The organism is Plantactinospora sp. WMMC1484 (assembly GCF_049315195.1).
Classification (GTDB): domain Bacteria; phylum Actinomycetota; class Actinomycetes; order Mycobacteriales; family Micromonosporaceae; genus Plantactinospora.
In genome coordinates this window covers 1816009-1838075 of the sequence record NZ_CP186055.1, presented here as the reverse complement: position 1 = coordinate 1838075, position 22067 = coordinate 1816009, and the positions used below count along the sequence as shown (strand labels likewise).

Annotated in this window: 19 protein-coding genes; 6 read left to right on the top strand and 13 right to left on the bottom strand. The window is 72.4% G+C overall.

What is annotated here, in order from left to right:
• Nucleotides 1-25 precede the first annotated feature (25 nt).
• On the bottom strand, nucleotides 26-496 hold the full coding sequence (locus tag ACN28C_RS08040; protein ID WP_422772908.1) for a MarR family winged helix-turn-helix transcriptional regulator: 471 nt from the start codon (nucleotides 494-496) through the stop codon (nucleotides 26-28).
• 201 nt (nucleotides 497-697) lie between these two features.
• On the opposite strand from ACN28C_RS08040, the gene ACN28C_RS08035 reads away from it, so the two are divergent.
• Both ACN28C_RS08035 and ACN28C_RS08030 read left to right on the top strand, forming a co-directional pair.
• Nucleotides 698-1621 (top strand): hypothetical protein, encoded by a 924-nt coding sequence (locus ACN28C_RS08035; RefSeq protein WP_422772907.1) that lies wholly within the window; start codon nucleotides 698-700, stop codon nucleotides 1619-1621.
• A gap of 141 nt (nucleotides 1622-1762) precedes the next feature.
• Complete coding sequence (locus ACN28C_RS08030) at nucleotides 1763-3229, top strand: neutral zinc metallopeptidase (RefSeq protein ID WP_422772906.1); 1467 nt, start codon at nucleotides 1763-1765, stop codon at nucleotides 3227-3229.
• 60 nt (nucleotides 3230-3289) lie between these two features.
• On the opposite strand, the gene ACN28C_RS08025 is transcribed toward ACN28C_RS08030, so the two are convergent.
• From ACN28C_RS08025 to ACN28C_RS08000, 6 genes are all read right to left on the bottom strand, one after another.
• Complete coding sequence (locus ACN28C_RS08025) at nucleotides 3290-4015, bottom strand: anti-sigma factor family protein (RefSeq protein ID WP_422772905.1); 726 nt, start codon at nucleotides 4013-4015, stop codon at nucleotides 3290-3292.
• 23 nt (nucleotides 4016-4038) lie between these two features.
• Nucleotides 4039-4560 (bottom strand): sigma-70 family RNA polymerase sigma factor, encoded by a 522-nt coding sequence (locus ACN28C_RS08020; RefSeq protein ID WP_422772904.1) that lies wholly within the window; start codon nucleotides 4558-4560, stop codon nucleotides 4039-4041.
• A gap of 114 nt (nucleotides 4561-4674) precedes the next feature.
• Nucleotides 4675-5271: a hypothetical protein gene (locus tag ACN28C_RS08015; RefSeq protein WP_422772903.1), complete on the bottom strand. Its 597-nt coding sequence runs from the start codon at nucleotides 5269-5271 to the stop codon at nucleotides 4675-4677.
• Between the two features lie 38 nt (nucleotides 5272-5309).
• Entirely contained in the window at nucleotides 5310-6665 is a 1356-nt protein-coding gene (locus tag ACN28C_RS08010; RefSeq protein WP_422772902.1) for a hypothetical protein, read from the bottom strand.
• Between the two features lies 1 nt (nucleotide 6666).
• Nucleotides 6667-7203, bottom strand: coding sequence for a type VII secretion system-associated protein (locus ACN28C_RS08005; RefSeq protein ID WP_422772901.1), 537 nt, complete (start codon nucleotides 7201-7203; stop codon nucleotides 6667-6669).
• A complete protein-coding gene (locus ACN28C_RS08000) occupies nucleotides 7203-9068 on the bottom strand; it encodes a hypothetical protein (protein WP_422772900.1) in 1866 nt (621 codons plus the stop codon). The genes ACN28C_RS08005 and ACN28C_RS08000 overlap by 1 nt, the downstream gene beginning before the upstream one ends.
• 200 nt (nucleotides 9069-9268) lie before the next feature.
• Here ACN28C_RS08000 and ACN28C_RS07995 point away from each other — a divergent pair, with 200 nt between their 5' ends.
• Together ACN28C_RS07995 and ACN28C_RS07990 are read left to right on the top strand one after the other, a co-directional pair.
• Nucleotides 9269-9568 carry a hypothetical protein gene (locus ACN28C_RS07995; RefSeq protein WP_422772899.1) on the top strand — a complete coding sequence of 100 codons (300 nt, stop codon included), beginning with the start codon at nucleotides 9269-9271 and terminating at the stop codon, nucleotides 9566-9568.
• A 20-nt stretch (nucleotides 9569-9588) separates the two neighbouring features.
• Nucleotides 9589-10227, top strand: coding sequence for a hypothetical protein (locus ACN28C_RS07990; RefSeq protein WP_422772898.1), 639 nt, complete (start codon nucleotides 9589-9591; stop codon nucleotides 10225-10227).
• Here the strand turns inward: ACN28C_RS07990 and ACN28C_RS07985 are convergent.
• Nucleotides 10224-14666, bottom strand: a complete 4443-nt coding sequence (locus tag ACN28C_RS07985) for an FtsK/SpoIIIE domain-containing protein (protein WP_422772897.1) — start codon at nucleotides 14664-14666, stop codon at nucleotides 10224-10226. The two genes, ACN28C_RS07990 and ACN28C_RS07985, sit on opposite strands and share 4 nt — an antisense overlap.
• 91 nt (nucleotides 14667-14757) lie before the next feature.
• Nucleotides 14758-15054, bottom strand: coding sequence for a WXG100 family type VII secretion target (locus tag ACN28C_RS07980; protein WP_281580755.1), 297 nt, complete (start codon nucleotides 15052-15054; stop codon nucleotides 14758-14760).
• A 234-nt stretch (nucleotides 15055-15288) separates the two neighbouring features.
• Here ACN28C_RS07980 and ACN28C_RS07975 point away from each other — a divergent pair, with 234 nt between their 5' ends.
• Both ACN28C_RS07975 and ACN28C_RS07970 read left to right on the top strand, forming a co-directional pair.
• Nucleotides 15289-15987 (top strand): hypothetical protein, encoded by a 699-nt coding sequence (locus ACN28C_RS07975; protein ID WP_422772896.1) that lies wholly within the window; start codon nucleotides 15289-15291, stop codon nucleotides 15985-15987.
• A 16-nt stretch (nucleotides 15988-16003) separates the two neighbouring features.
• Nucleotides 16004-16444: a DUF4333 domain-containing protein gene (locus tag ACN28C_RS07970; RefSeq protein ID WP_422772895.1), complete on the top strand. Its 441-nt coding sequence runs from the start codon at nucleotides 16004-16006 to the stop codon at nucleotides 16442-16444.
• A 26-nt stretch (nucleotides 16445-16470) separates the two neighbouring features.
• Here the strand turns inward: ACN28C_RS07970 and ACN28C_RS07965 are convergent, their stop codons facing one another.
• The 4 genes from ACN28C_RS07965 to ACN28C_RS07950 form a co-directional block, all read right to left on the bottom strand.
• Nucleotides 16471-17487 (bottom strand): DUF1996 domain-containing protein, encoded by a 1017-nt coding sequence (locus ACN28C_RS07965; RefSeq protein WP_422772894.1) that lies wholly within the window; start codon nucleotides 17485-17487, stop codon nucleotides 16471-16473.
• Nucleotides 17488-17613: 126 nt separating this feature from the next.
• Nucleotides 17614-18621 (bottom strand): 1-aminocyclopropane-1-carboxylate deaminase, encoded by a 1008-nt coding sequence (locus tag ACN28C_RS07960; protein WP_422772893.1) that lies wholly within the window; start codon nucleotides 18619-18621, stop codon nucleotides 17614-17616.
• Nucleotides 18622-18849: 228 nt separating this feature from the next.
• Nucleotides 18850-19590 (bottom strand): alpha/beta fold hydrolase, encoded by a 741-nt coding sequence (locus ACN28C_RS07955; RefSeq protein WP_422772892.1) that lies wholly within the window; start codon nucleotides 19588-19590, stop codon nucleotides 18850-18852.
• Nucleotides 19591-19637: 47 nt separating this feature from the next.
• A complete protein-coding gene (locus tag ACN28C_RS07950) occupies nucleotides 19638-21863 on the bottom strand; it encodes an AAA family ATPase (RefSeq protein ID WP_422772891.1) in 2226 nt (741 codons plus the stop codon).
• Between the last annotated feature and the right edge of the window lie 204 nt (nucleotides 21864-22067).

The window sequence follows — 22067 nt, the reverse complement described above, 5'->3', positions numbered from 1 at the left end:
TCACCTAACGCGTACGCGGAGCTGCTCAATCCTCGAAGAGTTCGTCCTCGAGGTTCTCCAGCACGGTCTCCGAAACGGCCGCAAGGGTGTCGAGCTGACGGGGGCTGAGCACGTCGAGGAAGATCTGACGCACGTACCGCAGGTGCAGTGGCGTCGCCTTGTCGATCACCGCGCGCCCCTCGTCGGTGAGGGCGATGCGCGTGCCACGTCGGTCCTCGACGCAGGTCTGCCGCTCCAACAACCCTCGTCGGATCATGCGCGAGACCTGGTGGATCACCCGGGTCTTCTCCCACCTGAGGGCGTCCCGCAGCTCGAACACGCGCATCGGGCCGTGCTGAGCCAAGCGCAGGGTGCTCAGCACGGCGAAGTCGGCCAGGGAGATCTCCGCGTCGTGGAGCAACTGACGGTTCAGGTGTCGCCGGAGGTCCTCCTGCATGGTCAGAAACGCGAACCACGCACGACGCTCGCGGTCATTCAGCCGCTCAGACTCACTCATCTCCCCCACGCTACCGCTCGGCCCGGTACGGACGATCGAGCCGAGCAGGTGGCACGCCAGTGACGACGGCGGGAGGCGGCGGCGCCAACCCCCGGCGGCGGGCCGAAGTCGGCTGAACCGATCCCGGGTCGGACCCGTGTGGATGCCGAACGGCTTCCGGACCCGGGGGAGCCGGGACAGGAACTGGGAGATCCCGAGATGATGCGCAAGTACGTAGTGCCCTTCGTCGCACTGATGACTGCCAGCGCGGTGGCGTTGACCGCGTGCGGTTCGACCTCGGAGGCACCCGCCCCGGCGCGGGCGTCCGCCCCGGCCGGTGGCGAGGCCACCGCGCCCACGGACGGCGGCGACCTCGCGCTGCTCTCGGGCACCGCGAAGTCGAACAAGTCGGAGGCCAACACCGGTGACTGGGCGGTGCCGAACGGCGGCGTCGCGTCCGGGGCGGCCCGTCAGTCGTCGCAGCGGTGGGTCCAGTTGACCGCGAGCCGGGCCGGCGGCCTCGACCCCGTGGTCGTCAACGGTGCGGGGCTGACGCTCTACCGCTTCGACCAGGACAGCAACAACCCGCCCACCTCGACCTGCGACGGCGAGTGCGCACGGACCTGGCCGGCGGTCACTGTCGCGCCGCGCGGCAAGATCTTCATCGCGGGCGTCAAGAAGTCGGCGGTCGGCACGGTCAAGCGGGCCGACGGCACCCTCCAGGTCACCATCGGCGGCTGGCCGGTGTACCGCTTCGCCAAGGACACCAAGCGGGGTGACACCCTCGGTCAGGGTGTCGGCGGTACGTGGTTCGGGGTGACCCCGACCGGTGGCAAGGCCGGCGCGCCCCAGGGCGGTCAGGACGACAACCCGGACACCGGTGACGCGATCGCGCCGCCCGCCACCAGTGCCGTCTTCTTCGACGAGGCCAACTTCAGCGACAACGGCGCCTCCCAGGGTGTGTCCGGCAGCGGATGCCAGAACCTGCCCCGCCCGGGTGCCCCCTCCTCGGTCGCCGCCCCCGGCTCGCTGAAGATCTGGGCCGGCCCCAACTGCACCGGCCGGGTGCAGACCATCAACGGTGACGTGGCCGACCTCGGGACGATCGGCTTCGACAACGCCGTCGCCTCGGTCCGCTTCAACTGACCGTCCGACCCCCGGGTATGCCGGTCCGGCTCTGCCGAACCGGCACACCCGTCGTCGTATCGGCCGAGCCGCGGCCCGGCACGTCCCCGGGTCGGCCTACGCCGATCGGGGTGCCGCCGTCGGTGCCTAGACGCAGTGAAGGTGACGAAGACGATGATGCACGACTCACCGGCGGCACGGCGCGGACGGACGCTGACCCGAGGCATGGCGACCCTCGGGGTGGCGGCGGCACTGCTCGCCGGCTGCGTCCGGCCGGTCGAGGGTGTCGGCACCGCCGAACGCTGGAGCGCCACCCGGATCGCCGGTCTGGAGATCACCACCGGAGCGAGTGGTCCCCGGCCCGGGGTGGTCGACGCACGACTGGCCGTTGTCGGCAGCGACGGCGGCGAGGCCGACCGGCTCGCCCGCAACGCCGTCGACGACGTGCAGGCGTACTGGTCGCGGGAGCTGCCGGTCACCTTCGGTCGCCGGTTCGCGCCGGTCGCACGGCTCCTCTCGTACGACTCCACCGGCCCGGGTCGCATCGTCTGCGGCACCGACACGCAAGGGGCGGTGAACGCCTTCTACTGCCCGTCCGACGACACCGTCGCCTGGGACCGGGGGCAACTGCTCCCCATGCTCGACGACTCGTTCGGGCCGATGGCGGTGGTGGCGGTCCTCGCCCACGAGGTGGGCCACGCCGTGCAGTTCCGCCTGCGCACTGTCGACGGACGCACCAGCTCGATCGTCAAGGAGCAGCAGGCCGACTGCTTCGCGGGCGCGTTCATCCGGTGGGTGGCCGAGGGCAACGCCCCACACTTCCAGCTGTCCACCGGCTCGGGCCTCAACCAGATCCTTGCCACACTGTTCTTCATCCGCGACGGCACGGAGACCGGCTTCGAGGCCGAGGGGGCGCACGGCAGCGCGTTCGACCGGGTGTCCGCGTTCCAGTTCGGCTTCGGCGACGGCCCGGCCCGGTGCGCCCGCATCGACGAGACCGAGGTGCGACGGCGGATCACGCAGCCGGCCGGGGACCGACTGACCACGCCCGGCGAGGCGACCGGCACCGTCCCGGCGATCGACCGGGCTTCCCTGTCCGCGCTCCAGGAGACACTGCGCGCGGCCTTCGACCGGGACGGCGTCACCGGGCCCACGATCAGCCCGTCCCCGCAGGCCTGTCCGGAGGCGAAGGTCACCACACCCGCCACCTACTGCCCGGCCACCACCACCGTCGGGCTCGACCTGGCCGCGCTGGCCCGCCTCGGGACCTCACCGGAGCAGGGACAGGGCGGCATCGGTGACTTCGGCGCCTTCGCGGAGGTCGCCTCCCGGTACGCGCTCGCGATGCAGCACGGGGCCGGGTTTCCGCTGACCGGGCTGGCCACGGCACAGCGTACGGCGTGCCTCACCGGGGTCTGGGCGGCGACCGTGCGGGCCGGTCGGGGCGCGGCCCTGCAGCTCTCCCCCGGTGATCTGGACGAGGCCGTCGCCGAGATGCTGGCACCGCGCAGCCTCATCGCCGCCGACGTCAACGGCGCCGGTGTCCCCTCCGGGTTCGCCCGCGTCGAGGCGTTCCGGGACGGCTTCACCGCCGACACGGCAGCCCTCTGCCTGAGCAGGTACCGCTAGAGCCTCGCCGCAGCGACCGCAACGGTCGGTACGGCGAGGCCCGGCAACATCGTGGCGCCCTCACAGCTTCGCGACGACGTACACCTTGCCGTCGGTGTTCTCCACGCGGACCTCGCCGACCTCGGCGGGCTCGATCAGCGCGCTGCCGTCGAGCGTGGTGCCGTCGGCCGCGCCGTCCTCGGACACCAGCCAACTGCCAGCCAGGACGGCTTGGCCGTCCTGGCCGACGACGAGCAGGTGGCAGCGTTCCCCCCGCGGGATCCCGGACACCGCCGCGTTGACCCGTACCCAGCCCGGCGCCGGGGCCACCGCGACGGTGAGCCGGGCGCCCGTGCCCAGGTCGGTCGTGCTGGCGTAGCGGGTGGCCAGGCCGGTGGCGGCCACCGTGGTGGACGGGGCCGGTAGGGCGGATGTGTCAGGTGTGTCGCCGGTGGTGCGACCGAGCAGGACACCGCCGGAGGCCGCGGCGGCGAGGGCCACCACCGCGGCGGCGCTCAGCAGCAGCCGACGGCGTTGGCGACGCCCGGAGGACTCGCTGCGGACCTGGCGCAGGGTGCGCTGCAGCAGCAGGTCGCCGCCCTCCGGCGGGCCGTCGAGCAACATCGCCTCGGGTACGGCTTCGAGGGCGTTCTTCCACTCCTCGAGCGACTCGACCTCGGTGCGGCACTCCGCACAGCCTGCCAGGTGCTGCTCCACCTGCGTGAGCTGCTCCTGGTCGAGTTCGCCCATCAGGTAGCCGCCGATGTCCACGTGGTCACCGGCCGGCGTCGAGCTGTCCGATTTCATGAGGCAGACCCGTTCCACCCGGTTCAGTGCGCCGCGATGTCGCGTAGCGCCCGGAGTGCGTAGTAGGAGCGTGACTTGACCGTTCCCGGTGGGATACCCAACGCTTTCGCGGCTTCCGCGACTGTACTCCCGAGTAGATAGACCTGCTCAAGGACCTCGCGGTGCTCCTTCGAGAGGCGGTGGAGGGCATCCACCACCACCATCGAGGTGACCACCTGGTCGGCGTGGTCGCGCTCGACCGCGACGTCCGTCGGGCTCTCCGGCACCTCGGGAGGTCGCGCCATGCGGGCGCGCACCGCGTCGGTGATGAGGTTACGGACCACGGTGAGCAGCCACCCCCGTACCGATCCCTTGCCGTTGACCAGGCTGTCGGGGTGGCGCCAGGCGCGCACCAGCGCCTCCTGGACGATGTCCTCGGCGGTGGCCCGGTCGCGGGTCAGCTGCGTCGCGTACGCGAGCATCGCGCGGCCGTGTTCCTCGTACAGGGATCGGATCAGGGCCTCGTCCGCTACGTCTCGCCGACGATCGGGCCGCAAACCCGCCATGACTACCATCCTCCGTTGCCCCCGCCCCGGCGGTCGTCACCGGCGCGTCCGGGTAACCAGGATGCCTGTCACACCGGGAAATACCGGCAATGCGGAACGAATGTGTTTGTAGGCTCACGTCGGTGAACTTTCGGGCTTTCGGCCGATCGGCGCGGCGGCCTTGCCCCCGTCCGGAGCGACCACGAACCACTGCCCGTCGGCGCCCTGCCCGGCGGCCTGACCGGGCACCCGGTCGTCCACGAAGCGGTAGACCGGCCACCCGCCCACGGTGACCTGCTGGGTTCCGTCGGCGCGGGCCACCGCACCGAGCCGGGCGGGGTCGAGATCCTTGAAACGCACCCTGTCGTTCGCCAACACCGGCAACCACGCGGCCAGACACTGTCCGACGCAGTTCGACTGCGACGGCGCGGCGCTGTCCCCGTCGAAGCGGTAGAGCGTGAAGCCCTGTCCGTCGAGCACCACCGGGCCGAGTTCGGGGTGGTCGCCAAGTTGGACCGACGCCGGCCAGTAACCCCCGTCCGGGCTGCGCTGCCCCAGGTCGGTGGCCGGGTTGGCGGCACCCGGCTGTGGCGGGGCACCGGTCGAGGTGGTGGCGGCGTCGGGGGCGGGCAATGCCACCGGGTCGCCCACCGTGGTGGTGCACCCGCTGACGAGCAGCGCCGCGCCCAGTGTCAGGGCGCCGAACAGTCGATGGGGAACAGGTGCCGTCATCGCCACACCAATCCTTTTGCCGGGTTCGGGCAGGAGGGTCAACCGCCGAGGACCGGGATGAGCCGACCGCGCGGAGTGGGACGGTCCAGGTGCAGGCCGAGCACCCCGACGTCGAGCGCGCCGTTGGCGTCGACCTCGAACCGCCAGACGGTGTTCGGCGCGTCGCCGACGACCACCACGGCCGCCGTGCCGTCGGAGGCCGCCGCCACCGCGCCGAGCCGCTCCACCTCGTCTGGCGGCAGCCCGGTGGTGACCACGACCAGGTGGTTCCGGAGCACTGTGGACCGGTGGCCGTCCCCCGCGTTCTCCTCGGGCAGCGTGAGCACCGTCCGCACGTCGACGGCGACCCGGACCCGCTCCGGGATCGGCCAGGGTGGGGGTGGTGGGCCGACGACGCTGATCGCCACCGACGCCGAGGCGTGGCGACTGATCTCGTGCAGCAGGTTGCCGGCCAGGCGCTGCGCCGCCGCCGTATCCCCGGTGAGCGCGACGATGCCGGGCGCGCGTCCCAGGTTGACGACCGTCAGCTCACCGCCGACGGTGCCGACGGTGGCGAGCAGCGGCAACCCGCCGCCGACGCCGGTGCTGTCCTGCTCGACCTCCCAGCTCGGCGCCTCCCAGATCGCACCCTGCTGCCGCGTCCGCCACGGGGGCGGGGCGTCCGGCAGTGCCGGCGCCAGCCGCAGCGACACCCGGTCCGCACCGACCATCGCCGCGTACACCTGGGGTGGTGACGCCTGCGCGGCGAGCTGCCGCAGGGCACGGTCCAACACCTGCCGTGAGCCCGGCGCCGGTCGCGCCGGCTCGGTCGGGCGACGGCGCCGGACCAGCCGGATCAGCACCGCTACGACGATCGCCAGCAGCACCGCGCCGACGCCGAGCAGCGCCGCCGTGACCGGTCGGAGCCCGAGCACGCGCGGCTGGCCGTCGTCGGCCGGGGCGGCCGGGGGCACCGTCACCGGCGCCCCCGGCACCCCGGGCCCCGGTCCTTCGGCCGGCGGAGCCCCCGGCCGCTGACCCGGGTCCGGCAGGGCCGACGGTGGCGGACCGACGCGGATCTCGCCGGAGGTCGCGCCCTCCGGCAGGACGAATACCCAGCCGGCGCGGATCGGCTGCGCCGGGTCCGTCAACGTGCGGCCGTCCGGTTGGGTACGCCCCTGGTTCAGCTCGAAGATCTCCGGCCAGCGCCGGCTGTCGCCGAGCACCCGGTCGGCGACGCCCGGCAGCGTCAGCTCACTCTCCGCGCCAGGTTGGCCGGGCACCACCCAGTACGGCACCGGCGGCTCGACGGCGCCGGCCCGGACGGGGGCCGACAGGACCAGGGCGGCCACCACGGCCAGCAGCACTCCCGTGGCTGTCTTCCGGCGTCCGGCGTACACCCTGGTCACGGACATCTCACTCGGCTCCGTCCGCGTCGACCGACTCGCGCAGGACGTCCGCCAGCAAGCGCATGGACCGAGGGCCGCCCGGGTTGACCAGCACGTCGAGGCCGTCCGGGAGCAGCCGCACCAGCTCGGTCAGATCGACCTGCCGCCACTGTGCCGCGTCGACCCGCGCCTGGTCGAGAGCGCCGGAGGCGACCACCACGCAGGCCACCCCGTCCGGGGCGGATGCCACGGCCACCTCGCCCGTCTCGTCGAGCGCGACCATGACCAGGCTGTCGCGCAGCGTCCGCAGCACCAGACCGACGTCGGCCCGGTCGGTGGCGACCAGCTTCACCGCCGCGTCCACCGCGCTGGTGGGTGAGTCGGCGTTACGCGGCTGGTACAGCGGGTTGCTCTCGAACCGCCCGATGGTTCCGTCGTCCTCGACCAGCCAGCCGCCGACGATCGTCTCCACCGCAGGGGGCTGCGTCGGGGCCTCGTCGGGTTCGTCGCTGTCCAGCAGCAGCATCCAGTCGCGCCGCACGTCCGTCTCGTCGGACTCGTTCATCAGGCCCTTCCCCTCGGCGTCGGAGTGATCTTTCGGAATTCGCCCTTGCCGTCGTTCTCGTCGTTCGTGCTCTCCACGGCCAGGGTCGCGATGGTCTCACCGGGGTTGGTGAACAGGCCGTCGAGATCCTGGCCCTGGGTCGCGTGCACGGTGTTGTTCGCCGCGAAGATCGGTCGCTTGTTGCCGAGGTCGCGCATGACGTCCGCGAACTGCTGGCCGGCGTCGCCCGCACTGTTGCCGAAGTTGCAGGAGATCATGGCGATCGCGGCCTTCGGGTTGGCCTCCGCGAGCGCCCTGAAGTTGGGGTCCTCGTTGAGGATCTTGGCCATGCTGGCGCCCGGGACGTTGACCACCCTGCCGTTCGTGAGGGTCACGGCGGCACTGTCCGGGCTGCCGTGGGCGAAGATGAACATCGGGTCGCTCTTCAGCCTGCTCCAGGGAGCCGCCAGGAACTCGTTGCCGACGAGGGTGGGCTCCTTGCCGGGTAGTTGTCGGATGATCTTCAGACCCCCGACGTCCATCGAGCCGCCCAGGTTCTTGCCCGCGGCGAGGTTGGCCTTCTGCGCCCCCCAGTCGGTGAAGTTCGCGACATCGGTCGATCTGCTGGGAAAGATGACCCCGATCTGCCTGCCGTTGCTGTCCTTCAGGGGGACCGACTGGACGTCGTCGATACTGAACGTCCTCAGGCGGCCCTTCTGGTCCATCCCTGCCAGGAGCCGGGGGTCGTTGGCGCGCCTCTCGTTGGAGATCCTGAGGTCGCGCGCGAAGCGCAGATCCTCGATCTTGTTGCCGATCGACGTGAACACGCCCTTGATGGTCTTGCCGAGGCCGAGCGTGGTGACGGTGGTGTCGATCCCCGCCCCCGGCGTGGGGGCCTTGCCCACGTTCCGGGCACTGGCGCCACCCGGCGAGCCGCCGAGCCCCTTGATGCTGTTCCTGATCCCGTCCGAGACGGTACCGGGCAGCTTGTTGCCGACACTGCCGGCGGCCTTGACGATGCGACTGACGAGCCGCCCGCCCGGCACCAGACCGAGCACCAGACCTCCGGCGGCCAACCCGATCGCGGCGGGGTCTCCGGAGACTGCCGCCGCCGCGAGGTCGATCGCACCGGAGAGGAAGCCGATCGCCTGGCCGAGCGGCGGGAAGATGAACGAGGCGATCACCGACAGCGCGTCCAGGATCGCGGTGATCCACTGCACGACCGTGCTGCGGAGGAAGTCGATGAACGCCTGGAACGCCTCGACGATCTTCTCCCACAGCGAGCGCTGCGGCGCGTCCTTCGCCAACCCCCGCAGCGTCTGCGCCGCCGTCCGGGCAGCCTGATCACGCAACGCCGTCGCCTGACCCAGCAACGCCTTCGCCTGGTCGAGCGCCTGCTGGGCGTCTGACGCGCGGCTCTGCGCGGCGGCGTCGTCGTCACTGGCCCTGTCCTTCGCGGCCTGGTCCGCCGCCGGGTCGGCACCCAGCGCGGTGACCGTCGCCTGCGCCAGGGCGAGGGCCGCCTGCGCCGCAACCTGGTCGCCGGATGCCTGCCGGGCCTGGTCGAGGGCGCGCAGCGACATCGCCTGCGCCTCCTCCAGCGACGGCAGGTACCGCAGGTAGGCGTCAGCCGCCGCGGCGTACGAGTTGGCCATTCGATCCAGCCGTCCGGGCAGCTTGCCGATCAGGTCACGGAACGCCTCCATCGCCTTGCCCTGACCGAGTTGGACCTGACCGCCGGAGGCGAGCAGGTCGTGCGCCTCCCGGGTGGTCCTGGAAAGCTCCTGGTAGGCCCGAGTGATCTCGTCGAAGGACTCCGGATCACCGGGTACCGGGTCGGAGTCCACCTGCAACACCGACCACTCGGCGTCTCCCGGACGCGTCATGACCAACCTCCCCATCGCACCGACCGCTCCCCGCTCCGACCAACGCCGAGAGCCGACTCGCACACGTAGCCGGCGACCGATCGGTTCAGCGGGACTGAACCGATCCGATCGGCCGTCCGTGTACGGCGCGGAGTCATTGGCCGGACCGGGAGGAGAGCGGGGATGGGCAAGCGGGGCAGGCTCGGCGCCGGGGTGGCGGCATGAGTGTGATCGACGTACCCGGGGCGGAGCTGGAGCGGGTGCATGACCTGTTGCAGCGCACCAAGGAACTGATGGACAGCTCATCGATCAGGTCGATGGGTCCGGTCGTCGACACGCTGGGGCAGCGCGAGTTGGAGGCCGCCGCACGCGAGTTCGAGAAGCGCTGGGGTGACGGACGGTACGTCGTGGCCAAGGACCTCGAAGGGGTCCGCGACGCCGCGAAGGCGGTGGCCGACGCGTTCCGGGAGACCGACGACCAGACGGCAGCCTCGCTCGGGTCGGACGGGGCGACGAGTTGACCGGCGGAGGAGGTACCGCGGTGGCGGTCCCGATCGGATTCGAGCTGCGGACGCCGCAGGACTGGGTCGACTTCTCGATCGCCGACGAGGCGAGCGAGAACCGCGTCGCGGACGAGGTGTGGACCCGGGCCCGCGAGGGTGGGTTCACCGAGGAGCAGGCGGGACAGTACGCCGAGCAGCTCCGCCGGTCGGTGCGGCATGCCCGCACCGCTGGTGCGGTGCACGCCGCAGGCACGTTCCAGGTGTACGAGGACGGCGCGCTCATCGCCACGGTGCTGGTCTCGGTGGTCACCCCGCCCGCCACGGGCGACATCATCGGGGCGTTGACCGCGGTGGCGCAGCCCGCCCACACCGACGGCACCTGGCGTCGGGTGAGCACCACCCAGATCCCCGCGATCGGCACCGTGGGCCGGGTGCACGGCATCCAGAACGTCACCCAGGACGGTGCCACCATGCGCTGCGCGGTCATGCACACCGTCGTGCCACTGCCCGGAACCGTGAACGTGCTGTTGGTCACCGGTTCGAGCCCGAATCTCGCCGAGGCGGAGGAGATCTTCGAACTCTTCGCCACGATCACCGCGACCCTGACCTTCACGTATCAGGGGGAGGCCGCCGCGTCCACGCCGCCGGCGGCCTCCTCGGGGGAGGTCGGCGGCTAGGGGGTAGCTGCCGACCGACGTTGGGGGGACACCTGCAGGTGTCCCCCCAACGTGGTTTCGGTGGCGCCGCCGACCCCGGTCAGTAGCTCCCGCAGGGCGTCCGGCTCGGTCCGGGGCACCTGCACCAGGTGCAGCCGGCCGTCCCCGAAGTGGGCGTGCACCCGGCCCGGCCGCCCCCCGCCGAGCTGGCTGCGGGACAGCTTCACGCCGATCAGCTCACCGTCGCCGAGGCCCTGCGGGCTGAGCAACGCACCCTGCCGGTTGCGGCGGGCGTCGACGTGCCAGCCGCCGAAGCCGCCGGAGAGACCGTCGATCGAACCACCCATGATCAGCCCGAGACCCTGCTCCGTCCCGGCCCGGGCGATCTCGCCGAGGTCGCTGCCGGCGTCACACCTGAGCAGTTGCTCGGCGTCGTCCAGCACGACCACGGCCGGTCCGGTGCGCCGGTCGAGGGCCGCCGCGAGCCCGGCGGAGGTGAAGTTCTCGCTCGTCACCAGGTCGAGGATCCCGGGCACCCCGGCCAGCTCCCGCAGCGGGGATCGGCGCGGCGCCGCGATCACCACGGACGTCCCCCGCTCCAGCAGACCGGCGACCATCGTCAGCAGGGTCGTGCTCCGCCCGGACCGGGGCGGTCCGGCCAGCAGGAAGGAGGGGTTGGTGCCGAGGTCCGGGCCGATGGCGGAGAGTTCGTCCCCGCCGACCCCCAGCATCGTCCAGAGCGGACCGCTCGGCCGGGGCAGGGTGCTCGCCTGCGCCAGGGTCAGCTCGTCGGGCAGCACGTCGATCCGGAACGGGCGGCCGGCGGCGCCGACCGAGGCGTCCCGACGCCGGGCCGCCTCGGCGATGGCGGCGAGCGCGCGGGCCTGGCCCTGCCCGGAGCTGTCGTCGGCGAGGAGGGCGATCTGCGCCTCCGCGCCGTCGACCGCCCGGATCGCCCGGCCGGTGCCGATCTCGTCGGGCAGCTGGCGGTAGTTGATGCCGACCAAACTGTAGTCGCTGCGTTCGGTCAGGCGGAGGACCAGCTTGTCGTCGGTCGTCGACGAGATCCGGGTGCTGAACATGCTCCGGTCGCCGGCCATCACCACGTGGATTCCGGCCCCGGCACCCTCGCGCAGCAGGGTGAGCAGGGCCGCCATGACACTGCCGTTGTCGTAGTCGGCGAACGTCTTGTCGAAGACCTCGAACCGGTCGAGCAGCACCAGGATGTGCGGTGGGCGGTCGGCCTCAGCCGCCCCGGCCCGGTACTCCACCAGCCCGGCCGAGCCGGTGGATGCGAGCAGCTGCTGGCGGCGTCCCAGCTCCGCGACGAGGCGGGTGAACAGGCGGCCGAGCCGTTCGGCCTCGGTCCGCTGCACCACCGCGCCGCAGTGCGGCAGTTCGGTGAGGGCGAGCAGGGCTCCGTTGCCGCAGTCGACGCCGTAGAGGTGAACGTCGCGGGTGGAGTGGGCGCGGGCGACGGTGCCGGCGATCGTCCGCAACGCCTGGGACCGGCCGCTGCGCGACGAGCCGATGACGTGCAGGTGCCCCAGCGTTCCCAGGTCCAGCTCCAACGGCGCCTGCTCCTGCTCGGCCGGCAGGTCGACCAGGCCGTACGCCACCGAGGGCAGGTGGTAGCCGTTGCCGCGCGGCGCGGGAAGCTCGGCCACGGTCAGCATGTCCGGGATCGCCGGCAGCCACGGGCTGTGCGGCCGCTCGATGGCGAGCTGCTCGCTGGCGCCCTTGATGGCCTCCACCAGCACGGCGAGGTCGGTGAGTTCGCCCGACGGCGCGGCCTTGACCCCGGGTCGGCTGGGGCGCGGCCGACCCAGATCCTTCCAGGAGACGGGGGTGAGCCAGGGTGCCTGCCGGACCTCGGCGCGGGCGCCCGGTCGGAAACCGCCGACCCGCCCGGCCTGGAACGGCACGAGCGAGGACTGGGCGAGGCGGACGAAGGCCCGGCCCGGTGTCGACTTCAGGATGGCGGCGGCGTCCGGGGCGTTGAGCACGTCCTGGCTCTCGCTGGTGTCGGTCACCCGCAGGGCGATGCGCAGGTTGGTGTTCGCCCGGATCTCGGGTGACACCACCCCGCCGGGACGTTGGGTGGCCAGCACCAGGTGGATGCCGAGCGACCGTCCCCGCTGTGCGATGTTCACCAGACCGGTCACGAAGTCCGGCAGGTCGCGGATCATCGACGCGAACTCGTCGATGACGATCAACAGTCGGGGCATCGACGTCCGGGTCGGCTCGCGGCGCAACAGGTCGACGTAGTCGTCGATGTCCTTCGCCCCCGCCTCGGCGAGGATGTGCTCGCGCCGCTTCAGCTCGGCGGTGAGCGAGGTCAGCGCCCGGCTCACCAGGTGGGTGTCGAGGTCGGTGACCATGCCGACGGTGTGCGGCAGCAGGACGCAGTCCTTGAACGCGCTGCCACCCTTGTAGTCCACCAGCACGAACGTCATCGCGTCCGGCCGGTTGGCGACGGCGAGCGAGGCGACCAGGGTCTGCAACAGCTCCGACTTGCCGGAGCCGGTGGTGCCGGCGACCAGGGCGTGCGGTCCGTCGCGCTTGAGGTCCAGGGCGAACGGCCCGTCCAGCGAGACGCCGAGCACCGCCTCGGTGGTCCGGCCTCCGGTGGCCCATCGGGCGGCCACCGCGTCGGGCTCCGGCGGTTCCATGCCGAGCACGTCGAGCAGCCGACTGGCGTCCGGCAGGGCGGCACCGTCGTCGGCGCCACCGGTGTCGCGCAACGGCGCGAGGGCGCGGGCCACCGTACGCAGCCACTGCGTCGAGAGCAGGTCCGGATGCACCGCCCGGATCGGCGCGGCGAGCGTCCGGGTCACCAGCAGCGATCCGTCGGCCTGCTCGGCGACGACGGCCTGGCACTCCTCCGGCAGCAGCTTCTCCTCGGCGTCGACACAGATCGCGTACACCCCGACCGCGGGCCCCTCCCGCAGGATCTGCGTCACCCCGGGCAGGGACCGCAGCCGGCGTGCCCCGTCGAGCACCACGAGGATGTCGCGGAACGCCCCGTCGGTCCGCTCGGCGGAGCGGGCCGCGATCACGGCGCTCAGTTCGGCCACGCGTCGGGCCGTGGTCTGGGTGTCGGTACCGACGGTGGCGAGGGTGTCCTGGCCGTCACGCGGCGCCACGTGCGGCAGCCAGCCGACCCACGACCAGCCATCCTCGTCGCCGGCACCGGCGAGCAGGTAGATCTGGAGATCCTCGGGGCTGTGCAGGGTGGCGGCCTGGGCGACCATCCAGCGGGCCGTGACCCGGGCGACGGTGGCACCGGCGATGCCGACCACCCCGTGTTTGCGCACCGGCACGGTCGCCGGCACGTCCAGGGCGCTCCACCGGACCTCCCGGCGGTGCTCGTCCTGGCCCGGATCCCGCAGCACCACCTCGGACGGCAGGTCGGCGCTGCCGGCGCGCAGTTCGAGAAAGTCGGGGTCGGTGCGGCGTCGTTCCCAGAGGCGGCGCTCCGGTCCGACAGCTATCAACCGTACGGCGGCGGGGTCGGGGAAGTTGTCCCGTCGGGCCAGCCGCTCGGCGGTCAGTGCCGCCTGCGCCTCGGCGCTGATCCGCGCCCTCTTCGCCTCGTACTCGGCGAGCCGGGTGCGGTGGCTGGCCTTTCCCTGGCGTCGGGCGCTGATCTGACCGGCGATCAGCGCCACGGGCGACAGGATGGCGAAGAGCAGGGTCAGCGGGTTGCCGGTGATGAGGTACGCGGCTCCGGAGACCACCAGCGGGGCCAGCACGGTGATCAGCACGAACGGTCGCCGTTCCGGCGGTGACGGCGGCGCGGGAAGGGTGAACTGGGTCGGGCGGACCTCCGGCAGCAGCCGTGGCGGACGGTTGTAGTCCAGCCCGGTGCGGTCCTCGGAGACCTGTAGCGCCGCCTCGGCCCGGACCGGGATGCGCAGTTCCAGCAGGGACGAGCCGACCGCGAGTTGTCCTCCAGGGGCCCACACCTGTTCCCCGTCGAGTTCGAGTTCGACCCGATCGAGCAGGAGGTCGGGCTGCTCCGGCCGTAACCGGCATGTGCCGTCCGGGAGGACCCGGACCGAGGCCGTCACGGGGGCGAGCGAGGGGTCGGTGAGGCGGACCCGGCTGACGCTTCCGGTGCCGATGGTGTGCTCACCGAGGTCGAGCTGGTATGTGGCACCGGCGTCGGTGCCGCTGACGACCCGCACCTGCACCAGTCCCGGCGGCGGTGCCGGCGGCTCCGGCACCGGGCGGTCCAGGCCGAGCACCGTGCCCTGGCGCAACGGGGATTCGGCGAGGGTGAGTCGCGGGTCCAGTGGCGCCCCGGCGACGAAGATCGCCGGTGGTGTGCCGGTGGGCTCTGGCCGACGCGCGGCGAGCGCCTCGGCGAGTTCCCCCACGGTGTTCTCGGGGGCCGCCTCGACCTGGTATTCGATGACGGCGGTGGACGGATCCGCAACGGTGAGTTGCAGGCGCACGAGGGTCTCCTGGTCGGGTGGTCCGTCGGGAAAGACGGTCGGGGCCGCGTGGTGATTCGCTCACCACGCGGCCCCGGGCCGGTCCGGTCGTTCAGCGGCCGAGGCTGGCCCCGGTCTGGTTGTCCGTCTCGGAGAAGGCGTCGCTGACCTGCGAGAGGTACTGGCTGATGCCCTCCATGCCGTTGAGGGTCTGGTCGACGCTGCCCTTGTACTCGTCGAAGTACGGGCCGAACTTCTGCTGGGCGGCCGGGGTGTTGTAGCCACCCTGGATCAGGGTGTCGATCTTGCTCTTGGCCTGGTTCATCCCGTCCAGCAGCGTCTGCATGTTCTGCTTCAGCCAGGTCGCGGACTCCTGCATGTCCTCGCTGACGATGTGGTAGGTGGCCACGTTCCGCTCCTTCGTGTCGTCGGTCCTGCCGACTCCGGGGGGCGTCCTCTCCTGGGTCGCCTTCCGCCGTCGCCGCCACCCACACGGACGGTCGCCGCAAACGGTTCAGCGCAGGACCTGACGTCGTGACGCACCTCCGACGACGTGTCGGTGAACCAGTTCGCCGACCGGACCGTGTGGATGCCGGACCACGCGGATGGGCGCGGTCCTCCCCGACCACGAGGTGGAGCAGAGATGCGTGTGCACAGCCGGGTCGCGCCGACCGCGATCGCACTGGCCAGCCTGGCGGCCCTGGCCGCGTGCGGCAACGAGGTGACCGGGCCGGCCGCGCCCGCCACGGCGGCCGCCCCGACGGTGGCCCCCACGGCCGCGACGCCGAGCCCGACGGCCGACGCCGGCGCCCCACCGGAGGTGATCGAGGAGCCGGCGACGCCGGTGGCCGCGCCGACGGTGGCGAAGACCCAGGGTCGCGTCCGGATCTACAGCGGCCCGTCCGACGTCGAGCTGACGCCCGCGCCGGACACCGGGCGGGGCAGCACCGTCATCCAGCTCAACGGGACCGCGTCCACCGCGATCGGCACGTACGTCGCCGACGGGCAGGGCCGGACGCTCTACCGGTTCGACAAGGACCGGGCCAAGCCGTCGAAGTCGAACTGCAACGGCGACTGCGCCGCCATGTGGCCCCCGCTGCTCGTCAAGTCGCCGGGGCGGATCTACCCGAGCGGGATCAACCCGAAGCTCGTCGGGTACGTGGAGCGGGCCGACGGCACCTGCCAGGTGACCATCGACGGCTGGCCGGTCTACCTGTTCGCCAAGGACACCGCGCCGGGCGACCTCAACGGTCAGGGCGTCGGCGGCACCTGGTTCGCGATCGGCCCGACCGGTGAGCGCACCCGTCCGCTGGGCGGTACGCCCACCACGGCCGCCAGCTGACCCCGCGGAGACGACGATGACCACCCCGTACCCGGGAGCCGACGGCTCCCCGCCTCCCGCCCCCCGGTGGACGCCGGCACCGCCGGCGCAGTGGGGGCCCGACTCCACCGGGTCGCACCCGCCGGTCGAGCGTCGGCGACGCCTCTCCCGCAGACTCGCGATCGCCATCGTCGCGCCGGTGGTGGCCGCGGTGGCGCTGGTGGCGGTGCTCGGACTGGTCTGGCCCGGGTTCTTCGTCACGCGGGTGTTCGACACGGCGGAGGTGCAGCAGGGGGTGCTGTCGGTGCTGCGCGACGACTACCAGCTCGACGCGGACCTGGTGGCCTGCCCGCCGGGCCAGTCGGTGACGGTGGGCAGCCGCTTCTCCTGCTCCGCGCAGGTCGGAGGGGTGCCGAAGACGGTGAGCGTGACGGTGGTGTCCTCCGACGGCCGGTTCGAGGTTGGTCGTCCGCAGTGAGGTTGCCCCCGGGCCCGGCGTCCGGATCAGTCCCGGCAGGTCCGTCCACTGTTCAGACAGTCGACGACAGTCGCCATCAGCGGCTGCGGCATCAGGTTGACGAAGAACGCGTGATCGGTAAGCGGGCTGTTGCGTTGGCCGTCGAAGGCGTCGATCTGGAACGCGGCGGCCGGCGGGAGGTCGTACCCGAGGGTCAGCCGCAGTCGCGGCACCGGGAAGGTGCTGCGCGGGCACGAGCCGTCCGGGGACGGGAAGGCCAGGTGTGCGCGGTGGCTCTTGCTGTCCGCCCGCCGGCCGTCCCAACAGCTCGGGAAGTCGTACACCCGCTGCACCTGCTCGCCGGCCGGGCAGCGGGGGTACGCCGTGGTGCGCCCGTCCGTGGTGCCTGAGCAGGTCCAGGTCGCCGCCACGTTCCGGCCGCCGTTGGTGACGGCCACGGCGTCCCCGACCGTACCGGCGAGCAGCGGCGGCATCGGGACGACGTTTCCCCGGGGGTTGCCGGAGAAGGTGAGCCTCACCTCGACCGGCACCTGGATCTGGCCGTCGTGGCCGTCGTGGCCGGTGTGGTCGGTGTGGTCGGTGTGGTCGCCGGTGGTGGCGGGGTCGAGGGTGCGCAGCACCGGCCAGAAGTACGTCGACAGGTCGCCGTTGCGGCAGGTCGTACGCGCGCCGGCAAGGGTCTGCGGCGTCGAGCCGACGGCGGTGGAGACGTTGCCGACGTAGTCGTGCACGTGGTGCGGCTGCCCGGGGGAGCCGGGCGCCATCACGATGTTGGCGGTGTTGCGGTGACCGTTCTTGTTACGGCCACAGTCCCAGGTGTAGGTGCCGGTCGCCGCGCCCGGCACGGCCGGGGCGGCCGGGGCGGCCGGGGCAAGGTTCATGTCGACCAGGTTCGTCACCCTGGGCCGCTCGTCGCCGGCGTCGCTCTGCCACACCAGCGCGCCGCCGAGCACGACGAGCATCAGTTCCAGGGCCAGCGTGACGGAGAGGGCGCGCCGTCGCGCCGTCCCGCGGTGGCTCGCCGCTCGAACGTCATGCGGCACGTCTCACACTCCCGTCGCCCACCGGCGTGGGCTGTCGTCAGGTTGGTCGGTCGTCTCGTCCCGCCGGCCCGACGACAGCTCCCCGAGGCGCAGGGCACACCGGGCATGGCCAGAGCCGGTCGGGCGCTACTCGAACACGCCGCTGTAGGCGTTGATGGCCGGTTGACCGCCGAGGTGGGCGTAGAGGACGTTCGAGTCGCGGGGGATGTCGGCGGTACGCACCAGATCGATCAGCGCGGCCATCGACTTGCCCTCGTAGACCGGGTCGATGATCATGCCTTCGAGTCGGCCGGTGAGTCGGATGGCGTCGATCGTGGACGCCACGGGTACGCCGTAGCGGTCACCGGCCCAACCGTCCAGCACGGTGATCTCGTCGTCGCGCAGGTCACGGCCGAGCCCGATCAGCTTGGCGGTCTGGTGGGCGATCTTCGCCACCTGGCTCCGGGTCGCGTCGACCGTGGCGGAGGCGTCGATGCCGAGCACCCGCCTCGGGCGGTCCTGGCCGGCGAACCCGGCGATCATGCCGGCGTGGGTGCTGCCGGTCACACTGCACACGATGATGGTGTCGAAGAAGACGCCCAGCTCCCGCTCCTGCCGCTGCACCTCGTAGGCCCAGTTCGCGAAGCCGAGGCCGCCCAGCGGGTGGTCGGAAGCACCGGCCGGGATCGCGTACGGCGTACCGCCGCGGGCGCGGACATCCTCGATCGCCTGGTGCCAACTCTGTTTGAAGCCGATGCCGAAACCCTCCCGCACCAGGCGTACGTCCGCACCCATGATCCGCGACAGCAGGATGTTGCCGACCTGGTCGTTGACCGGGTCCGGCCAGTCCACCCAGCTCTCCTGCACGAGGACCGCCTTGAGACCGACCCGGGCGGCGACCGCGGCCACCTGCCGGGTGTGGTTCGACTGGACACCACCGATGCTGACCAACGTGTCGGCGCCCTGCCTCAGCGCGTCCGGCAGCAGGTACTCAAGCTTGCGGGTCTTGTTGCCGCCGAAGGCCAGGCCGCTGTTGCAGTCCTCCCGCTTGGCCCAGATCCGGGCGCCGCCGAGGTGGTCGCTCAGCCGGTCCAGCGGGTGGATCGGGCTGGGGCCGAACAGCAACGGGTAACGGTCGAACGCGTCGAGGGGCATGGGCGGCTCCTTGGTCGGGGGTGGTCCCACCACCCCGGCTTCAGCATGCAACATACTGCATGTCACCAAGGTGAGCCTGTCAAGGAGCTGCACCACGAGGTCCTCGTCGAGGCTCTCCTCGAGAACCGGGCCGCGCCGAGGTCGCCGTACGTCTCGGCGTGCCCCTCGGCACGGTACGGCCGCACCTCGCGGTCCGGTCGCTGCGCGAGACGGTGCTCGACCGAGCGCTCACGAGTCGTCGTCGTTGCGGTAGAGCAGCCGGGCGAGGTGGGCCGGGTGTTCCAGGTGCGGCAGGTGACCCCCGGGCAGCACGGTGACGACTGCGGTCGGCAGGGCCGAGGTCAGCCACTCGACGTAGGGAGCGGGTGGCTGCGCGCCGGTCACCCACCGGTAGTCGATGCCCCGCTCACCGATCGCCCGCAGGTCCGCCGCACGGTCGGCGGCGAGCTGCGCGTCGTTGTCGCGCAGCAGTTCGTCCCAGTAGCCCAGCAGCAGGTCGCGCTGGGGATCAGTGGCGGTCTCCGCAAGGTGTCGCGCCTCGCCGCGCAACGACTCGATCCCCATGCCGGCAACCATGCGCTCCCAGACCGCGCGCCAGCCCGGCCCGTGCAGATCCGGCTCCGCCGCACGCACGACGGCGCCGAACGGGCCGGGCAGCAGGAACTGGTCCAGGTTGACGACGGCACTGGTGGGGTAGCGCGCGGCGTAGATGGTGGCGATCACCCCGCCCACCGAGTGACCCACCACGGTCGGCGGCCCGGCCAGGCCCGCCGCGGTGATCTGGCCGTGGATGACCTCGGCGACCTCGCCCAGGTGGTACGAGGCGCGGGGCCGCGCGTCACCGTGACCCGGCAGGTCCAGGGCGAGGACCCTGCGGTTCGGCTCCAGCACCGCGAGTTCGCGTTGCAGGGGCCGCCAGTGGCGTCGGTCGAAGGTGAGTCCGTGCAGCAGGACGATGGGAGACGACATACCCGGTGGGCGTAACCGGACACTGAACGATCCGTACGTGGCCCGGGTCACACCTGCCAGCGTGCCGGCCCACCGGCTGCCGGCTGGTAGCGGAAGAAACCGCCCGTGTGCATCGACGCCCGCAGGTGCGCCGCGACGATGGGAGCGACCGGCTCGAGCCTGGTGAGCACCATCCGCAGGGCGCGCGTCGCGTTCACCCGGGCCCGTTCCGCCTCGGCGCTCTGCATCCGGGCCCGACCGCTGAGGCCGGTGGCCCGGCGTAGCTCGGCCAGCAGGGCGCTGCGCTCGGCGGTGAACCTCGCGGCGCGTGCGACGTCGCCGGTGCGGTCCGCCGTGTCCAACTGTTGGGCGAGGTCGTCGAGCCGCCTGCGGTACGCCGCCCGAGCGGCGGTGTCGAGCACCGGTTCGGGCGTGGGCGCCACCAGGCCGACGCCACCGGCGACGAGATCCAGTGCGGCGATCTCCTGACCGGGTGCGGCCAGGAGGGTACGCAGGAAGTGCATTCCGCGGACGTCCCGGAGGCGGGCGTGCTCCGGGCCGGCGTCGATGATCCAGTCGTCGCCGTCACGTCCCAGTTTCCACACGTCGGCACCCGGTTCGCGGTGGGCTCCCGACGGGCCGACCCCCGCCGGCGAGGGCTCGGTCGGCAGGGGCGGTCCGACGGGCACCGGCAGGCCCAGCCCTTCGGCGATGGATGCCGCCTGCGTCCGGTCGCCACGAGCCGCGAGGGTGGCCGCCAGCCACGGCAGGGCGCCGAGCCGCTCCTCCTGGGCGACCGCTCGATCGAAGTGTGCGGACGCCTCGTCGGACCGGCCCAGCCGCGCGGCCAGACGCCCCAGATAGTCGTCGACCGGGCCGGCGATCGTGTTCGCCCCACCCCAGACGACCAGGCGTCCCGCGTACGGGAGCAGAGCGTCGTAGAGGGCCTGCGCGGCATCCGGTGCGGCACCGAACGATGCGACGAAGGCCAGGTCGGCCACTGCGCCGAGCCAGCGGGGTCCGGCCCCGGCCAGCACCGACGGCAGCAGGCGGTCCACCTCCAGCAGCGCCTCGGTGACCTGACCCGACTCGGCCAACGCCCGGGCTGCGGTCACCTCGAAGAACTGACCGGGCAGCCGCCGGGCGAGCGCGCGCAACGTCTGCACCTCGCCCGCCGCCTCGCCGCGCAGCAGGGCCATCCGCCCGCGCAGCGACGCGGTCAGCCGGGCGGTGTCCGCCAGACCGACCCGGCGTCCGGTCTCCTCCACCTCGGCGGCGAGCGCCTCCGCGAGCCCGAGCCGACCCCGGACCAGCGCCAACACCGCCTGCCGGGAGAGGGCGACGACGGCCGCCTCGGGATCGCTGTCCCGCTCCCCCGCCCGGGCGTACGCCACCAGGGCGGCTTCGGCGGCGTCGAGGTCGCCGAGTTCGGCGAGCGCGGTGAACCGCCAGAAGAGTCCGCGCCGCTCGAGGAGGGCGTCCCCAGCCCGACGGGACAGGTCGATGATCTCGGATGCCCTGGTCAACCGTTCGTCGGCGGCGCCGGGATCCCACACCGCGTGCAGCCGCCCGTCCAGCACCTCGGCGAGCGTGCCCGGGTCCCCGGAGTCCCGGGCGAGCCGGACGGCCTCGTCGACGAGTTCCCGTCGCCGGGCGGAGGCGGACGGATCGCCCAACATCTCCGCGGCCAGCCGCACCAGCACCCGGGCGCGGAGGGCCGGCGGTAGCGCGCGGGACGCGGCGTCCTCCAGCAGGCGGATCAGCCCCATGTCGAGGACGAGGAACTGACCTCGCGAGGGCGAGGTGAGGGCTGCCTCGACGACCGCGTCCTCGTCGGCCCCGGTCGGGACGCTCGCCGCGAGGTCGAGAGCCGGACCGGGCCACCCGGCGGTGAGCAGCCAGATCGCGCGCACCGCGCCGCTCGGCGTGTCCGGCAGCAGGGCGGCCAGTTCGGCCTCGGTCAGCGGGGTGAGATAGAGGTGCTGGCCGGATGGCCTCGCCTCGGCCGTGGTGGCCACGACCGCCGCGCCGCCGCGTACCAACGAGTCGAGGTCCACGGTCGGCGCGGTCCGGTCGAGATCGTCCAGGAGCACCAACTGGGGGCCCGTCCCGTCGGCCGTCGCCGTACGGTTCACCGGCAGGCCACGCTGCCGGGCGAGGTCGGCCGCCACGTCGCCGAGCGTGGTCTTCCCCGACCCGGCAGGTCCCACCACGATCAGGCAGCCGCCCACGCCGGCGACGGCGCGGTCCAGGAGTCGTTGGACGGCGGCACGCTCACGACGACGTCCGATCATGAGTCGAGCGTAGGCGCTGCCTCCGCGCATGCCCCGTCGACTCGTCCCGAGTCAGCGTCGGCCGGAGGCGGGCGGAACACCGGCCGTCCCGCGAACGGGGCATGAATCGTGCGCCTGCTCACCGAGAATGCTTTCCTGGATATCGCCGGTCGCAATTTTCGACACCATGTAACTAGCAATGAACTAGGTTTCCACTTCCCCCTC

Excerpts from the sequence above, each read along its gene's own strand:
- ACN28C_RS08015 (WP_422772903.1), bottom strand. The coding sequence starts at position 5,271 with ATGACGGCACCTGTTCCCCATCGACTGTTCGGCGCCCTGACACTGGGC.
- ACN28C_RS08010 (WP_422772902.1), bottom strand. The coding sequence starts at position 6,665 with ATGTCCGTGACCAGGGTGTACGCCGGACGCCGGAAGACAGCCACGGGA.
- ACN28C_RS08035 (WP_422772907.1), top strand. The coding sequence starts at position 698 with ATGCGCAAGTACGTAGTGCCCTTCGTCGCACTGATGACTGCCAGCGCG.
- ACN28C_RS08040 (WP_422772908.1), bottom strand. The coding sequence starts at position 496 with ATGAGTGAGTCTGAGCGGCTGAATGACCGCGAGCGTCGTGCGTGGTTC.
- ACN28C_RS08000 (WP_422772900.1), bottom strand. The coding sequence starts at position 9,068 with ATGACGCGTCCGGGAGACGCCGAGTGGTCGGTGTTGCAGGTGGACTCC.
- ACN28C_RS07975 (WP_422772896.1), top strand. The coding sequence starts at position 15,289 with ATGCGTGTGCACAGCCGGGTCGCGCCGACCGCGATCGCACTGGCCAGC.
- ACN28C_RS07970 (WP_422772895.1), top strand. The coding sequence starts at position 16,004 with ATGACCACCCCGTACCCGGGAGCCGACGGCTCCCCGCCTCCCGCCCCC.
- ACN28C_RS07950 (WP_422772891.1), bottom strand. The coding sequence starts at position 21,863 with ATGATCGGACGTCGTCGTGAGCGTGCCGCCGTCCAACGACTCCTGGAC.
- ACN28C_RS08025 (WP_422772905.1), bottom strand. The coding sequence starts at position 4,015 with ATGAAATCGGACAGCTCGACGCCGGCCGGTGACCACGTGGACATCGGC.
- ACN28C_RS07960 (WP_422772893.1), bottom strand. The coding sequence starts at position 18,621 with ATGCCCCTCGACGCGTTCGACCGTTACCCGTTGCTGTTCGGCCCCAGC.
- ACN28C_RS07995 (WP_422772899.1), top strand. The coding sequence starts at position 9,269 with ATGAGTGTGATCGACGTACCCGGGGCGGAGCTGGAGCGGGTGCATGAC.
- ACN28C_RS07955 (WP_422772892.1), bottom strand. The coding sequence starts at position 19,590 with ATGTCGTCTCCCATCGTCCTGCTGCACGGACTCACCTTCGACCGACGC.
- ACN28C_RS08005 (WP_422772901.1), bottom strand. The coding sequence starts at position 7,203 with ATGAACGAGTCCGACGAGACGGACGTGCGGCGCGACTGGATGCTGCTG.
- ACN28C_RS08020 (WP_422772904.1), bottom strand. The coding sequence starts at position 4,560 with ATGGCGGGTTTGCGGCCCGATCGTCGGCGAGACGTAGCGGACGAGGCC.